The organism is Streptomyces qaidamensis, assembly GCF_001611795.1.
GTDB lineage: Bacteria > Actinomycetota > Actinomycetes > Streptomycetales > Streptomycetaceae > Streptomyces > Streptomyces qaidamensis.
The window spans coordinates 3,721,255-3,736,920 of the sequence record NZ_CP015098.1 but is presented as its reverse complement, the minus strand read 5'-3'; the positions used below and the strand labels follow the sequence as shown (position 1 = coordinate 3,736,920).

Below are 15,666 nucleotides of genomic sequence, written 5' to 3'. Positions count from 1 at the left end.
CGGAAAGCCCCGAATGAGCCTGCACGGTCTGCTCGACGCCGTAGTCAAGGACGCCGCCCTCGCGGAAGCGATCAGGGCGGCCGCAGACGGCAACCGCATGCACGTCGACATGGTCGGCCCCCCTGCGGCCCGGCCCTTCGCGGTCGCCGCCCTGGCCCGTGAGACAGGCCGCCCGGTGCTGGCGGTCACGGCGACGGGCCGTGAGGCGGAGGACCTGGCCGCGGCCCTGCGCTCCCTCCTCCCGGCCGAGGGGGTCGTGGAGTACCCGTCCTGGGAGACGCTCCCGCACGAGCGGCTCAGCCCCCGCAGTGACACCGTCGGCCGCCGCCTGGCCGTGCTGCGCCGCCTGGCCCACCCCCGCCCCGACGACCCCGAGACCGGCCCCGTCTCGGTCGTCGTGGCGCCCGTCAGGTCCGTGCTCCAGCCGCAGGTCAAGGGCCTCGGCGACCTGGAGCCGGTCTCGTTGAGGGCCGGGCAGAGCACCGACCTCAACGAGATCGTCGAAGCCCTCGCGGCAGCGGCGTACGCGCGCGTGGAGCTCGTCGAGAAGCGCGGCGAGTTCGCCGTACGCGGCGGCATCCTCGATGTGTTCCCGCCCACCGAGGAGCACCCCCTGCGCGTCGAGTTCTGGGGCGACGACGTCGAGGAGATCCGCTACTTCAAGGTCGCCGACCAGCGCTCCCTCGAAGTCGCCGATCACGGCCTGTGGGCGCCGCCGTGCCGCGAGCTGCTGCTCACCGAGGACGTTCGCACGCGCGCGCGTGCCCTGGCCGAACAGCACCCCGAGCTCGGTGAACTGCTCGGCAAGATCGCCGAGGGCATCGCCGTGGAGGGCATGGAGTCCCTCGCGCCGGTCCTCGTCGACGACATGGAGCTGCTGCTCGACGTGCTGCCCAAGGGCGCCATGGCCGTGGTGTGCGACCCGGAGCGGGTCCGCACGCGCGCGTCGGACCTCGTGGCCACCTCACAGGAGTTCCTGCAGGCCTCCTGGGCGGCCACCGCCGGTGGCGGCGAGGCGCCCATCGACGTCGACGCGGCCTCCCTGTGGTCCATCGCGGACGTCCGGGACCGGGCCCGCGAGCTGGACATGATGTGGTGGTCGGTGTCGCCGTTCGCCGCCGACGAGGAGCTTGACGGAGACACCCTCAAGCTCGGCATGCACGCCCCGGAGACCTACCGGGGCGACACCGCCAAGGCCCTCGCCGACACCAAGGGCTGGCTCGCCGACGGCTGGCGCGCGGTGTTCGTCACCGAGGGCCACGGCCCGGCGGCCCGCACGGTCGAGGTGCTGGGGAGCGAGGGCATCGCCGCCCGCCTGGACGGGGACCTCGCCGAGATCTCCCCCTCCGTCGTGCACGTGGCATGCGGCTCGATCGACCACGGCTTCGTCGACGACACCCTCAGACTCGCCGTCCTCACCGAGACGGACCTGTCGGGCCAGAAGGCGTCCGGCCGCGAGGGCGCCCGCATGCCGGCCCGCCGCCGCAAGACCATCGACCCGCTCACCCTGGAGCCGGGCGACTACATCGTCCACGAGCAGCACGGCGTGGGCCGCTACATCGAGATGGTGCAGCGCACCGTGCAGGGCGCCACCCGCGAGTACCTGGTCGTCGAGTACGCCCCCGCCAAGCGCGGCCAGCCCGGCGACCGCCTCTACATCCCCACCGACCAGCTGGAGCAGATCACCAAGTACGTCGGCGGCGAGGCCCCCACCCTGCACCGCCTCGGCGGCGCCGACTGGACGAAGACGAAGGCCCGCGCCAAGAAGGCCGTCAAGGAGATCGCGGCCGACCTCATCAAGCTGTACAGCGCGCGCATGGCCGCCCCCGGGCACGCCTTCGGGGCGGACACCCCCTGGCAGCGCGAACTGGAGGACGCCTTCCCCTACGCGGAGACGCCCGACCAGCTCACCACCATCGCCGAGGTCAAGGAGGACATGGAGAAGACGGTCCCGATGGACCGCCTGATCTGCGGCGACGTCGGCTACGGCAAGACCGAGATCGCGGTCCGCGCCGCCTTCAAGGCCGTCCAGGACGGCAAGCAGGTGGCCGTCCTGGTCCCCACGACCCTGCTGGTGCAGCAGCACTTCGGGACGTTCAGCGAGCGGTACGCGCAGTTCCCGGTGAGCGTGAAGGCCCTCTCCCGCTTCCAGACCGACACCGAGGCCAAAGCCGTCCTGGAGGGACTGCGCGAGGGCTCGGTCGACATCGTCATCGGCACCCACCGGCTGTTCTCGTCCGAGACGAAGTTCAAGGACCTGGGCCTGGTCATCGTCGACGAGGAGCAGCGCTTCGGCGTCGAGCACAAGGAACAGCTCAAGAAGCTCCGCGCGAACGTCGACGTGCTGACGATGTCCGCGACCCCGATCCCCAGGACGCTGGAGATGGCGGTCACGGGCATCCGCGAGATGTCGACGATCACCACTCCGCCGGAGGAGCGCCACCCGGTGCTCACCTTCGTCGGCCCCTACGAGGAGAAGCAGATCGGCGCCGCGATCCGCCGTGAACTGCTGCGCGAGGGACAGGTCTTCTACATCCACAACCGCGTCGAGTCGATCGACCGCGCGGCGGCCCGGCTGCGCGAGATCGTCCCCGAGGCGCGCATCGCCACCGCCCACGGGCAGATGTCGGAGTCCGCGCTGGAGCAGGTCGTTGTGGACTTCTGGGAGAAGAAGTTCGACGTGCTGGTGTCCACGACGATCGTGGAGTCCGGCATCGACATCTCCAACGCCAACACCCTGATCGTGGAGCGCGGCGACAACTTCGGCCTGTCCCAGCTGCACCAGCTGCGCGGCCGGGTCGGCCGGGGCCGCGAGCGCGGCTACGCCTACTTCCTCTACCCGCCGGAGAAGCCGCTGACGGAGACCGCGCACGAGCGGCTCGCGACGATCGCCCAGCACACGGAGATGGGCGCCGGCATGTACGTGGCCATGAAGGACCTGGAGATCCGCGGCGCGGGCAACCTCCTCGGCGGCGAGCAGTCGGGCCACATCGCGGGCGTCGGATTCGACCTGTACGTGCGGATGGTCGGCGAGGCGGTCGCGGACTACCGGCGCCAGCTGGAGACCGGCGAGATCGAGGAGGAGCCGCCGCTCGAGGTCAAGATCGAGCTGCCCGTCGACGCGCACGTCCCGCACGACTACGCGCCCGGCGAGCGCCTCCGTCTCCAGGCCTACCGCGCCATCGCCTCCGCCAACTCCGAGGAGGACATCAAGGCGGTCCGCGAGGAGCTCGTCGACCGCTACGGCAAGCTGCCCGAGCCCGTGGAGAACCTGCTGCTCGTGGCGGGCCTGCGCATGTTCGCGCGCGCGTGCGGCGTCGGCGAGATCGTGCTGCAGGGCAACAACATCCGGTTCGCGCCGGTGGAGTTGCGCGAGTCGCAGGAGCTGCGGGTCAAGCGGTTGTACCCCGGGGTCGTCATCAAGCCGACGACGCATCAGGTGCTGGTGCCGCGCCCGAAGACGGCGAAGGTGGGCGGAAAGCCGCTGGTCGGCCGGGAACTGCTGGCGTGGGTGGGGGAGTTCCTGACATCGGTGCTGGGGTCCTGAAGTCCGGGCGCAGGCCGTGCAGGTCCGGCCGGACGGCACGGCCGGGGCGCGGACAGGGGACGCCGCCCGCAGGAGATCATGGGAAGCCGCCCGCAGGAGATGTGTCCGGGTCTCCGCGGACGGCCCCGGAGTGGCAGGCCTGACTGCCGCAGGCCCTACTGCTGTTCGGGCCGGTCCCGGTCGCGTTCCCTGCCCAGCGAGCCCTCGACGCGCTGCTGGCCGGAGTCGACCTGGTCCTCGTACTTGCCGCCGGTCCTCTCGTTGATCCGCTGTTCCGCGGTGTCAGAGCCTTGCTTGCCCTTGTTCCGCGCCTGGCTCTTGAACTTGTCGAAGATGCCCATGCAAAGCTCCCTCCGGAGGTGACTCAGAACCGACGATACGCGCGAGATGCGAAGTATGCGCATTGAGGCCCGATGTGGTCTGAACCTCTTCCTCGCTACCGTGGTGTTCCGGCACGGGCCGCCCGTGCCGGAGCGGAACACGCAGACAGAGGAGGGGCGCACAGTGACGCGTCTGAGGGGCGGGGCGGCACTGGCTGTCGCGATGGTGTTCACCGGTTCGGCGCTGGCCGGCTGCGAGGGCCTGGCGCCGCCCGCGGACGGCGGCGGAGCCTCCGCTTCCGGCGCCCCGGCCGCCGGCGACGGACGGGCCGCGAACCCGCTGGACAACCCGGACGGCACCAAACCGGGGCTGGCGGCGATCACTTCCGGCGCCGACAAGGAGCGGGCGCGTGCCCTGATCGAGAAGGTGGCGACAAAGGGCCGCGGCCCCAGGACGGGCTACGAACGGGACAAGTTCGGCTACGCCTGGATGGACTCGGCACCGCGCGACGTCCCCTTCTCCCGCAACGGCTGCGACACGCGCAACGACCTCCTGAAGCGAGACGGGGAGGATTTGCGCTTCCGGTCGGGGTCGGACTGCGTCGTCACCTCGCTGACGCTGCACGACCCCTACACCGGGGAGGTCATCGAGTGGACCAAGTCCCATGCGATCAAGGTCCAGATAGACCACGTCATGCCGCTGTCGTACGACTGGCAGATGGGCGCCTCGCGCTGGACGGAGGACAAGCGGGAGTCCATCGCCAACGACCCGCTCAACCTCGTCCCGGTGGACGGCCCGACCAACGGCTCGAAGGGGGACTCAGGACCGGCGTCCTGGCTGCCCCCGAACAAGCGGATCCGCTGCGCCTACGCGGTGCGCTTCGCCCAGGTGTCACTGAAGTACGAACTCCCCGTGACGGCGCCCGACAAGGACATGATGCTGAAGCAGTGCAGTGGGTAGGAGCCTGCCGGCCGACCGGCCGCCGTGGCTCGGGGGGTGACAGGGTGTTGGCCCGGTAACCCCGTTCCGGGGGTTGGCCCGGTAGTCCCGTTCCGGGTGTTCGCCCGGTAACCCGGTTCCGGGTGTCCGCCCCCGTACCTACCCTGATCACATGCAGCCGAAGATATCGAGCCTCGCCGACCGCCCGGACATGCTGGAGCGGGTCGTCGGGATGGCGGACAGCTGGCCGGAGTTCGTGATCCAGGACCTCGTGGGGGCCGCCCACTTCCCGCGGATCGCCACCGAACTCCCGGAGTTCGTCCTGTTCGCCGAGGACGAGCAGGGTGAGGTCGTGGCGAACGCCTACAGCGTGCCGTTCGCCCTCGGCACCGAGAGCCGCGGCGGCCGGCTGCCGGCCAACGGCTGGGACGCGATGCTGGTGTGGGCCTTCTCCGACCTGCGGGGCGGAGTCCGTCCCGACACGGTCAGCGCCGTTTCGGTCTCCATAGCCCCGCAGGCGCAGGGCCGCGGCCTGTCCGCGCTGATGCTCTCGGCCATGCGCGACAACGCCCGGGCCCGTGGGTTCCGTGAGGTCGTCGCCCCGGTCCGGCCCAACGCCAAACATCTGGAACCCCGTACGCCGATGGAGGAGTACGCCCACCGCGTCCGCCCCGACGGCCTGCCCCAGGACCCGTGGCTGCGCGTCCACGCCCGCGCCGGAGCCACCATCGACTCGGTGGCACCGGCGTCCATGACGGTGTCCGCCCCGCTCGCCCACTGGCGCCGCTGGACGGGCCTGCCCTTCGACACCGACGGCGACATCGAGGTGCCGGGCGCCCTGGTGCCGGTGCGGTGCGAGGTGGAGCGCGGGTACGCGGTGTACGTCGAGCCCAACGTGTGGATGCGGCACCCCCTGTAGGGCGTGACGGACGGACGGCCTACGACGGGCCGGGAGCGGGCTGTGCACACGAAGTGATCAGCATGACAACGGTTCGGTACAACCCGTGACCGGTTGTCCGTGTCGGGCTATACGCTCGGATTCCCCAACAGGGTCTGTCACTCGCACGTCCGTCCCCATCGGCCACACCGGTCCAGGAGCAGTCATGTACGGCCACGGCGCGGCGCCGCCTCCCCGCAGCGCGGCAACGGTCATCTCCCTGCGTGTGCTGTTCGCAGCAGCCGGCTTCCTCACGTGCGGCGTGCTGGCCTGCGTACCGCTGTTCCGGGTGGCCGTGCTGCGCGGACGGGCCCTCGACTGGGTGCTGGCCTGGGTGAGTCTCCCGTTGTCCATCGCGTGCTTCGTCGTGATCGGCACACTGGAGGAGGGCGACTACCGGACCGACATCGCGCTGGCCATGATCCTGCTGCTCGGAGCGGCCGCCGCCATCTACTTCCTCGTCGTGGACATCGGACACCACGGCGAGCAGCGGAGGTTCCCCGGTTACGCGTCGCCCCACGCACCGACCGTCGCGCAGACCCCGTACGGCTATCCGCACCAGGCGCCGCCCTACGCCCCGGCGTCCACGCCCGTCCCGCAGCCGCCGGGATCCCACACACCCACCCCGCACGACACGCCCCCGGTCGCGGGCCCGATCCAGCCGCCCCCGTCGCCCCAGCGCCCCGCCCCCGCCCGCATCGACCAGGTCCGCGCCGAACTCGACGAGCTCAGCGACTACCTGCGCCGGCACGAGGGCGAAGGCCACCGGGACGGCAACCACGAGGGCGGACGGTGACCGGGACGACGGGACGTGTCGTCGCCGGCCGCTACGAACTGGCCACCGTCCTCGGGCAGGGCGGCATGGGCCAGGTCTGGACGGCGTACGACCAGCGGCTCGACCGTCGCGTGGCGGTGAAGCTGCTGCGCCCCGACAAGGTGGCCGGCCAGGACGCGGAGGAACTGCGCCGCCGTTTCGTGCGCGAGTGCCGGGTGACCGCGCAGGTCGACCATCCCGGCCTGGTGACCGTGCACGACGCGGGCAGTGAGGGCGAGGAACTGTTCCTCGTCATGCAGTACATCGACGGCGCCGACCTCGCCGGCCACCTCGCCGAGCACGAGCCGTACCCCTGGCAGTGGGCGGTCGCGGTCGCCGCGCAGTTGTGCGCCGTGCTGAGCGCGGTGCACGCCGTGCCGATCGTCCACCGCGACCTCAAGCCGCGCAACGTGATGGTGAAGCAGGACGGCACGGTCACCGTCCTCGACCTCGGCGTCGCCTCCGTCATGGACGCGGACACCACCCGCCTCACCCACACCGGCACGCCCATCGGCTCGCCCGCCTACATGGCCCCGGAGCAGGCCATGGGCGGCGCGGTCGGCCCCTACACCGACCTGTACGCGCTCGGCGTGGTCCTGCACGAACTGCTCAGCGGCGACGTGCCCTTCTCCGGCTCCACGGCCCTCGGCGTCCTGCACCGGCACCTGTACGAGCCCCCGCTGCCCGTACGTCGGACCCGCCCCGAAGTCCCCGAGGCGCTGGAGGCCCTCGTCCTGCGTCTCCTCGCCAAGGACCCGCAGCACCGGCCCGCCTCCGCACAGGAGGTCTACGAGCACCTGGAGCTGCTCCTGCCCGCGCGCGGGACGCCCAATGGGGCGGCCCTCGATCCCCCCCGCCCCCTCCTGCGCCCGCACGCCCCCTGGCCCGACCGTGCGCGCACCCCCGCGCCCCGGCCCACTCCCGCCACACCCGTCACCGAGACGCCGGGGCAGACGGACATCGTCCGCGCCGTCGACGAGGTCAAACGGCTCCTCGGCGAGGGCCGCGTCACCCAGGCCGTCGACATCCTCGGGGCGATCCTGCCCGCCGCCGCCGAACAGCACGGCGCGCACTCCCCGGTCGTCCGCACCCTGCGCAAGCAGTACGCGGCCACGCTCCTGGACGACGGCCAGTACCGGCGCGCCCTGCCCGAGCTGCGCCGGCTCGCCGACGAACGCGCCGCCGAGGCGGGCCAGGCCGACCCGCAAGCCCTGTGCCACCGCTACGAGGCCGCCCAGTGCCTCGAACAGCTGGGCGAAGCGGCTGCGGCGCTCGCCGAGTACCGGGCCGTGCTGCCGTACTACGAGAACCAGTACGTCGCCGCCGGCGGCCCGGAGCTCGCGCACGACGTCCGCCGCCGTATCGGGCATCTCCTGCTCGCTCTCGGCGACCGGGGCGCCGCCCACGACACCCTGGCCCGCCTGCTGCACGACGTGGAGCGCACCCATGGCCCCGGGCACCCGCTCGGTGCGGAGATCCGCAGGACGCTCCAGTGGCTGGGGCAGGTCCGAGGCTGACGACCGCCGTCCGGCCGCTTCCCGGTCGTCCCGCGGCCGCCTCCTGACCGCCGCCCGACCGCCTCCCGGCCGCCTCCCGGCCGTCCCGCGACCGCCTCCTGACCGCCGTCCGGCCGCTTCCCGGTCGTCCCGCAACCGCCGTCCGGCCGCCACACGACCGCCGCCCGCCGTCCCGCGACCGTCCCCCGGCCGCGCCACAGGACGCGCGGCGGTGCCGGAAGTCCCGGTGAATCGTTGGTCGAATGGGTTGGCCAGAGCTTGGCCACTGCCTACCATCGATCATCGCAAGACCTTGTGCACCGTCGCACAATCTCCTCGGGAGGTCTCCTTGCACCGCCGCCGTCGCACCGCGCTCGTCCTCACCGCCGCGATCGCCGCCGCGGCGCCCCTGCTCACCGCCTGCGGAAACGACGCGCATCCCGGCGCGGCAGCCGTGGTGGGCGGCCAGCGCATCACCGTCTCCCAGCTCGACGAGCGGGTCGGCGAGGTGCGCGCGGCCCAGCGGGCGGCCGTGCAGGACGAGGCCCAGTACCAGCAGGCCATCGCCAGAACCGGCACCCTCACGCGCGACACTCTGCAGACCATGCTCCTGGATCGGGTGCTGCACCGCGCCGCCCAGGACGCCGGCGTGACCGTCTCCCGCAAGGAGATCCAGGCGATGCGGTCCGGCCTGGAACAGCAGGCCGGCGGCGCCAAGGCGCTGGAGAGGACCTGGCTCCAGCAGTACGGCATCCCTCCGCAGCGCCTCGACGAGAACCTCCGCCTCCAGCTGGAGGCCCAGAAACTCGCCGAGAAGCTCGGCACGGACACCGGCCGCCCCGAGTTCTGGAAGGCCCTCTCCGACGCCTCCAAGGACCTGAACATCGACCTCAATCCCCGCTACGGCACCTGGGACGTCCAGAAAAGCAGCCGCGCGGACGCCAAGACGCCGTGGGTGCGGGACGTCACGGCGGCACAGACCCAGCAGGGCATGTAGAGCCCGCCGGGCCCGGCCCCCTCCGGGCCCGGCCCCCCCCGGGCCCGGCCCCCTCCGGGCCCGGCCCCCTCCGGGCCCGGCCCCCTCCAGGCCCGGCACCCCTCCCAAGTCCCGCCCCCCTCTGGGCCCCGCATCCCTCCCAAGCCCCGCACCCCTCCGGGCCCTGTGGATAACTTCGGGCTCTGTCGGCGGCGTGGGATAGCTTCGAACCGTGAACGCCAACAGCCCCGAAGCCACCCCGGGCCCCGAGCGGACCGCTCCCGACGCGGCCGCCGCCCCCGGCCGCATCGTCCTGCTCACCACCAGCCACCGCGTCGCCCCCGGTCTGCTCTCCTGGCCCGCCTGGCAGGCACTGCACGCGGCGGACCGGGTGCTGTGCGCGGACGGCGCCCACCCGCAGCTGCCGTATCTGCGTGAAGCGGGGATCACCGTCGCCGAGGCGTCCCCGATCGCCCAGGAACTGGTCGACGCCTGCGCCGGCGGACACACGGTGGTCGTGGTGGCGACGGGCGAGGGCGAACCGGTCCTGACGGACGGCCTGGCCCGCCTCGCCGGCACCGGCCGTATCGCCATGCCAGAGCTGGAGCTGCTGCCCGCCTCCTACGACCTCCCGGGCGCCCGGTTCCTCGACCTCGTCCAGGTCATGGACCGCATCCGCGCCGAATGCCCCTGGTCCTCCCGGCAGACCCACGAGGGCCTGGCCAAATACGGCATCGAGGAGGCGTACGAACTCGTCGAGGCGATCGAGGAGGGTGACCGCGACGAACTGCGCGAGGAGCTCGGCGACGTCCTCCTCCAGGTCGTCTTCCACGCCCGCATCGCCGAGGAGGGCCGCCCGGAGGACGGCGAAGAGGCCTTCTCCATCGACGACGTGGCCGGCGGCATCGTCGCCAAGCTGATCCACCGCCACCCGCACGTCTTCGGTGACGCGACGGCCACGACCCCCGAGGAGGTCAAGGAGCACTGGCTGCGCACCAAGGCGGTCGAGAAGCAGCGCACCTCGGTCACCGAGGGCATACCCCTCGGCCAGCCCGGCCTGGCCCTCGCCGCCAAGCTGGCCTCCCGTACCCGCACGGCGAACCTGGACGTACCGCTCCCACCCGTCGAGGGCATCGGCTACGACCTCCTGGCCCTGGCAGTCCGCGCCGAGTCGGAGGGCGTCGACCCGGAGGCGGCCCTGAGAGCGGCGGCCCGTGCGTACCGGGACGCGATCAGGGATGCCGAGGGCTGAGCGGCTCGGGGACGAAGGTGGGCGCTCCCGAAGCCGGGGGCCGGAGGCGAGGGCCGTCTGCAGCCGGGCCGGAAGCCGGAGCCCGGAAGCCGGAGCCCGGAAGCCGGAGCCCGGAAGCCGGAGCCCGGAAGCCCGGGGCCGGAAAGCCCGGGAGCCGGAAGCCCGGGAGCCGGAAGCCGGAGCCCGGAAGCCGAAAGCCCGGAAGCCGGAGCCCGGGAGCCCGGCAGCCGAAAGCCCGAAAGCCCAGAAGCCGAAAGCCCGGAAGCCGGAGTACGGAACCGCTCCCGGGAGCTCAGCCCAGCCATAACGGAGGCAGGAGCGCCCCCGGAAGCCGGATACGGTCGAGGCGTGACCGACCAGCCCCAGCCCAGCACACCCGCGACCGCTCCCGACCTCTTCACCTGGGAGTTCGCGAGCGACCCCTACCCCGCCTACGCCTGGCTCCGTGAGCACAGCCCCGTCCACAAGACGCGGCTCCCCAGCGGTGTGGAGGCCTGGCTGGTCACGCGGTACGCCGACGCCAAGCAGACGCTCGCCGACGGCCGGCTCTCCAAGAACCCCGCGCATCACGACGAACCGGCGCACGCCAGGGGCAAGACCGGCATCCCCGGGGAGCGCAAGGCCGAGCTGATGACGCATCTGCTCAACATCGACCCGCCTGACCACACCCGGCTGCGCCGGCTGGTGTCCAAGGCGTTCACCCCGCGCCGGGTCGCCGAGTTCGCGCCACGGGTGCAGGAGCTCACCGACACCCTCATCGACGGGTTCGCGCGGAAGGGATCCGCCGACCTGATCCACGAGTTCGCCTTCCCGCTCCCCATCTACGCCATCTGCGACCTGCTCGGCGTCCCGCGCGAGGACCAGGACGACTTCCGCGACTGGGCGGGCATGATGATCCGCCACCAGGGCGGGCCGCGGGGCGGCGTGGCGCGGTCCGTGAAGAAGATGCGCGGCTACCTCGCCGACCTCATCCACCGCAAACGCGAGGCGCTGCCCGCCGAGCCCGCCCCCGGCGAGGACCTCATCTCCGGTCTCATCCGCGCCTCCGACCACGGCGAGCACCTCACGGAGAACGAGGCGGCGGCCATGGCCTTCATCCTGCTGTTCGCCGGTTTCGAGACGACCGTGAACCTGATCGGCAACGGCACCTACGCCCTGCTCACCCACCCCGGGCAGCGCGCACGGCTCCAGGCGTCCCTCGCCGCGGGGGAGACCGGCCTGCTGGAGACCGGCGTCGAGGAACTCCTCCGCTACGACGGCCCCGTCGAACTCGCCACCTGGCGCTTCGCCACGCAGCCCCTCACCCTCGGCGGGCAGCGCATCGAGGCGGGCGACCCTGTCCTCGTGGTCCTGGCCGCCGCGGACCGTGACCCGGAGCGGTTCGCCGATCCGGACGTGCTGGACCTCGCCCGCCGTGACAATCAGCACCTCGGGTACGGCCACGGCATCCACTACTGCCTCGGAGCCCCGCTCGCCCGGCTGGAGGGCCAGAGCGCGCTCGCCACGCTCCTGACCCGCCTCCCGGACCTCCGGCTCGCGGCGGATCCGGCCGAGCTGAGATGGCGTGGCGGCCTCATCATGCGCGGGCTGCGCACGCTGCCGGTGGAGTTCGCACCCGTCGGACGTGACGAAACATCAGAGTTGTGATCTTCACGTGATCTGCGCGGCATGAACTTGTGACAAGTGATCGACTGCCGATACGTTCACCCATCAACGCGGCGGGGAATCGCGCCGCATCGGTCACTGCTGTCTCGCGAAAGGTCTCCGTATGCTCTCCGGGAACGGTCGGCACCGCCGCCCCCGTCAGGCTCCGGCTCTCCTCGTGGCGGCCGGGGTGACCGGCTCCGCCATCGCGATCCCGCTCCTCGGGGCCTCCGGTGCCAGCGCGGCCGACGGCACGACCTGGGACCGGGTCGCGGACTGCGAGACAGGCGGCGCCTGGAGCCAGAACAGCGGCAACGGCTACTACGGCGGCCTGCAGTTGTCCCAGGACGACTGGGAGAAGCACGGCGGCCTCGACTACGCCGCGAGCGCCGATCTGGCCAGTCGCTCCCAGCAGATAGCCGTGGCCGAGAGAATCCTCGCCGACCAGGGGGTCGGCGCATGGCGTACCTGCGGACTGCTCTCGGGGCTCCAGCAGGGCAAGGGTTCGGAATCATCCGACTCGTCCGAATCATCCGGTGAGGTGGACTCGCCCGGATTGCTCGATTCGCTGGGTTCATCCCCCTCTGGGAGTCCCTCTTCGTCCCCGTCACCTGACGTATCGTCGTCTTCGAAGGACGAAACGGCCAAGACCGACAAGTCGTCCCAATCCGACGGCTCGTCGCGGGATGAGCAGCCCGACGGCTCTCCGTCGGCCACTCCCGAGGGCGGCAAGCAGGGCAACTCGCGGAAGGGCGACGACTCCTCGGCCTCGGCCGAGACCGGCTCCGGCCGTCATCGCGGTCCCAGTGCCGACGAAACCCGCGCGCCCGGGAGCGACCGTACGGAGAAGTCCACAGGGCGTCACTCCGCGCCCGCTGAAGAGAGTTCCGGCGACGCGTCCGAGGGTGCCTACATCGTGGGCGTCGGCGACAGTCTCTGGTCCATCGCCGACTCCCTTCGGGTTGACGGCGGATGGCACGCGCTCTACGAGGGCAACGAGACGGCGGTCGGCGCCGACCCGGACCTCATCCATCCCGGTCAGACGCTCGCGGTCGAGGGCGAAGCGGACGAGAAGTAGCTGTTCGGGCAGTGCGGAAACGACGGTCGAAGTCACCCTCAAACCGGGTGAGTTCACGTCACGTTTTCGTGCTGAATGTCCCGTATAAGACCGGTGAGAGATAGATCTCAGAAGCCTTGATCGTCTTTGAAATTCCGTGGACCTCGTGTCTACGGTCGTGACCGCTCGTCACCGCGAGCCCCGGCTGCCGCAACGCCGAATCCTGCCAGCGGCCGTACGGGAACAGTCGTCGCGTCAAGCGCCGTAGGCAGGAGCGGGGGACCCAAGGTAGGTGCCCGACCGGACAGTTGTGCCGGAAGGGCTTGGGGTGAAGCCGTGTCCCGGGAGGGGCGCGGCCGGGCAACTCAACCGGCCCGAACCCGACAGCTCACCTCGCAGGCGTCGGTGAGGGGATCCTCCATGCTGTTTTCCGGCAAGGGCAAGCACCGTCGTCCGTCCAAGGCCACCCGTGTCGTCGCGCTCGCCGGCGTCACCGGTGCCGCCGTCGCCGCCCCGCTGATGGCGGCCGGCAACGCCTCCGCCGCCACCGCCTCCGAGTGGGACGCGGTCGCCCAGTGCGAGTCCGGCGGCAACTGGTCCATCAACACCGGCAACGGCTACTACGGCGGTCTGCAGTTCTCCGCCTCCACCTGGTCCGGCTACGGCGGCACCAAGTACGCCTCCACCGCCGACCAGGCCACCAAGGCCCAGCAGATCGAGATCGCCGAGAAGGTCCTCGCGGGCCAGGGCAAGGGTGCCTGGCCGGTCTGCGGCAAGGGCCTGTCGAGCGCCGGCTACACCGGCGGCGGCTCCTCCAGCGACTCGGGCAGCTCCTCGCAGAGCCAGCAGAGCACCGAGACCCGCGAGACCCAGCAGCAGCCGGCCTCCCGCTCCGACGAGCGCCCGGCGGCCAAGAAGACCGTCACCACCCCGACCGGCAAGAAGGTCAAGAAGGGTGACGGCGAGTACAAGGTCGTCAAGGGCGACACCCTGAGCTCGATCGCCGCGGACGAGAAGGTCAAGGGCGGCTGGGAGAAGCTGTACCAGCTGAACAAGGACATCATCGACGATGCCAACCTCATCTACCCGGGCCAGCAGCTGCACCTGAAGTAAGCAGCGGCCCACCCGGGCCCTCCAGGGCCCACCAGCTCCCCGCTCCGGCGCGTCATCCCCCGTACGCACCGGAGCGGGGTTTTTTCTGCCGGACTTCGCGAACCAGCTTTGTTCCGTTCGGAAACAATTTACTCTCGGTTCTGTCCATGGGGTGGGCGACCCGGTGGCCGATCGCCCGGAGCCGGTTAGGCTCATGTCGCGAGCCACCACGGCTCCGCACCTCGCCGGGTCCACGTGACCCGCGTACCCGCGTCACATGAAGAAGGAGATGCTCGTGCCGTCCATCGACGTCGTCGTAGCCCGGGAAATCCTGGACTCCCGAGGCAACCCCACGGTCGAGGTCGAGGTCGGCCTCGACGACGGCAGCACGGGTCGTGCCGCCGTCCCGTCCGGCGCCTCCACGGGTGCCTTCGAGGCCATCGAGCTCCGCGACGGCGACTCGAACCGCTACCTCGGCAAGGGTGTGGAGAAGGCCGTCCTCGCGGTCATCGAGCAGATCGGCCCGGAGCTGGTCGGCTACGACGCCACAGAACAGCGCCTGATCGACCAGGCCATGTTCGACCTGGACGCCACCGACAACAAGGGCTCCCTCGGCGCCAACGCGATCCTCGGCGTCTCGCTCGCCGTCGCCCACGCCGCCTCCGAGGCCAGCGATCTGCCGCTGTTCCGCTACCTGGGCGGCCCCAACGCGCACCTGCTTCCGGTGCCGATGATGAACATCCTGAACGGCGGCTCGCACGCCGACTCCAACGTGGACATCCAGGAGTTCATGATCGCCCCGATCGGCGCGGAGTCCTTCTCCGAGGCCCTGCGCTGGGGCGCCGAGGTCTACCACACGCTGAAGAAGGTCCTGAAGAGCAAGGGCCTGGCCACCGGCCTCGGCGACGAGGGCGGCTTCGCCCCGAACCTCGGCTCCAACCGCGAGGCCCTCGACCTCATCCTGGAGGCGATCAACGAGGCCGGCTACACCCCCGGCGAGCAGATCGCCCTGGCGCTCGACGTCGCCGCGTCCGAGTTCTACAAGGACGGCGTCTACACGTTCGAGGGCAAGGAGCGCTCGGCGGCCGAGATGACCGAGTACTACGCGGAGCTCGTCGGCGCGTACCCGCTCGTCTCCATCGAGGACCCGCTGTTCGAGGACGACTGGGACGGCTGGAAGGCCCTCACCGACAAGCTGGGCGACAAGGTCCAGATCGTCGGCGACGACCTGTTCGTCACCAACCCCGAGCGCCTCGCCCGCGGCATCGAGGAGGGCGCGGCCAACGCGCTCCTGGTCAAGGTGAACCAGATCGGTTCGCTCACCGAGACCCTGGACGCCGTCGAGCTGGCCCAGCGCAACGGCTTCAAGTGCATGATGTCCCACCGCTCCGGTGAGACCGAGGACGTCACCATCGCCGACCTGGCCGTCGCCACCAACTGCGGCCAGATCAAGACCGGCGCCCCGGCCCGCTCCGAGCGCGTCGCCAAGTACAACCAGCTGCTGCGCATCGAGGAGATTCTCGACGACGCCGCGGTGTACGCCGGCCGCAGCGCCTTCCCGCGGTTTCGCTCTGCGAACCATTAGGCACAG

12 protein-coding genes and 1 riboswitch are annotated in these 15,666 nt (G+C 71.3%); of the genes, 11 read left to right on the top strand and 1 reads right to left on the bottom strand.

Annotated features, from left to right (window positions below):
* Window positions 1-13: 13 nt before the first annotated feature.
* Window positions 14-3,547: a transcription-repair coupling factor gene (gene mfd / locus A4E84_RS16325; RefSeq protein WP_062927287.1), complete on the top strand. Its 3,534-nt coding sequence runs from the start codon at window positions 14-16 to the stop codon at window positions 3,545-3,547.
* Window positions 3,548-3,702: 155 nt separating this feature from the next.
* Here mfd and A4E84_RS16320 read toward each other — a convergent pair whose 3' ends face one another.
* On the bottom strand, window positions 3,703-3,888 hold the full coding sequence (locus A4E84_RS16320; RefSeq protein ID WP_062927286.1) for an antitoxin: 186 nt from the start codon (window positions 3,886-3,888) through the stop codon (window positions 3,703-3,705).
* Window positions 3,889-4,051: 163 nt separating this feature from the next.
* Here A4E84_RS16320 and A4E84_RS16315 point away from each other — a divergent pair, with 163 nt between their 5' ends.
* The 10 genes from A4E84_RS16315 (at window position 4,052) to eno (ending at window position 15,660) form a co-directional block, all read left to right on the top strand.
* Complete coding sequence (locus A4E84_RS16315) at window positions 4,052-4,828, top strand: HNH endonuclease family protein (RefSeq protein WP_237304927.1); 777 nt, start codon at window positions 4,052-4,054, stop codon at window positions 4,826-4,828.
* Between the two features lie 151 nt (window positions 4,829-4,979).
* Entirely contained in the window at window positions 4,980-5,726 is a 747-nt protein-coding gene (locus A4E84_RS16310; protein WP_062927285.1) for a GNAT family N-acetyltransferase, read from the top strand.
* A gap of 184 nt (window positions 5,727-5,910) precedes the next feature.
* A complete protein-coding gene (locus tag A4E84_RS16305) occupies window positions 5,911-6,540 on the top strand; it encodes a hypothetical protein (RefSeq protein ID WP_062927284.1) in 630 nt (209 codons plus the stop codon).
* A 38-nt stretch (window positions 6,541-6,578) separates the two neighbouring features.
* Entirely contained in the window at window positions 6,579-8,075 is a 1,497-nt protein-coding gene (locus A4E84_RS16300; protein ID WP_257784368.1) for a serine/threonine-protein kinase, read from the top strand.
* 328 nt (window positions 8,076-8,403) lie between these two features.
* Window positions 8,404-9,051 (top strand): SurA N-terminal domain-containing protein, encoded by a 648-nt coding sequence (locus A4E84_RS16295; protein ID WP_062927282.1) that lies wholly within the window; start codon window positions 8,404-8,406, stop codon window positions 9,049-9,051.
* 211 nt (window positions 9,052-9,262) lie between these two features.
* Window positions 9,263-10,282, top strand: a complete 1,020-nt coding sequence (locus A4E84_RS16290) for a nucleoside triphosphate pyrophosphohydrolase (RefSeq protein WP_062927281.1) — start codon at window positions 9,263-9,265, stop codon at window positions 10,280-10,282.
* A gap of 348 nt (window positions 10,283-10,630) precedes the next feature.
* Window positions 10,631-11,929: a cytochrome P450 family protein gene (locus tag A4E84_RS16285; RefSeq protein ID WP_062927280.1), complete on the top strand. Its 1,299-nt coding sequence runs from the start codon at window positions 10,631-10,633 to the stop codon at window positions 11,927-11,929.
* 121 nt (window positions 11,930-12,050) lie between these two features.
* Entirely contained in the window at window positions 12,051-13,004 is a 954-nt protein-coding gene (locus A4E84_RS16280; protein ID WP_062927279.1) for a LysM peptidoglycan-binding domain-containing protein, read from the top strand.
* Between the two features lie 229 nt (window positions 13,005-13,233).
* Window positions 13,234-13,400: riboswitch (cyclic di-AMP (ydaO/yuaA leader) on the top strand.
* 3 nt (window positions 13,401-13,403) lie between these two features.
* Complete coding sequence (locus tag A4E84_RS16275) at window positions 13,404-14,096, top strand: LysM peptidoglycan-binding domain-containing protein (RefSeq protein WP_062927278.1); 693 nt, start codon at window positions 13,404-13,406, stop codon at window positions 14,094-14,096.
* A 274-nt stretch (window positions 14,097-14,370) separates the two neighbouring features.
* Window positions 14,371-15,660 carry a phosphopyruvate hydratase gene (gene eno / locus A4E84_RS16270; protein WP_062931469.1) on the top strand — a complete coding sequence of 430 codons (1,290 nt, stop codon included), beginning with the start codon at window positions 14,371-14,373 and terminating at the stop codon, window positions 15,658-15,660.
* Window positions 15,661-15,666: the final 6 nt, after the last annotated feature.

Coding starts and splice junctions, on each gene's coding strand:
- A4E84_RS16320 (WP_062927286.1), bottom strand. CDS start 3,888: ATGGGCATCTTCGACAAGTTCAAGAGCCAGGCGCGGAACAAGGGCAAG.
- A4E84_RS16305 (WP_062927284.1), top strand. CDS start 5,911: ATGTACGGCCACGGCGCGGCGCCGCCTCCCCGCAGCGCGGCAACGGTC.
- A4E84_RS16280 (WP_062927279.1), top strand. CDS start 12,051: ATGCTCTCCGGGAACGGTCGGCACCGCCGCCCCCGTCAGGCTCCGGCT.
- A4E84_RS16275 (WP_062927278.1), top strand. CDS start 13,404: ATGCTGTTTTCCGGCAAGGGCAAGCACCGTCGTCCGTCCAAGGCCACC.
- mfd (WP_062927287.1), top strand. CDS start 14: ATGAGCCTGCACGGTCTGCTCGACGCCGTAGTCAAGGACGCCGCCCTC.
- A4E84_RS16310 (WP_062927285.1), top strand. CDS start 4,980: ATGCAGCCGAAGATATCGAGCCTCGCCGACCGCCCGGACATGCTGGAG.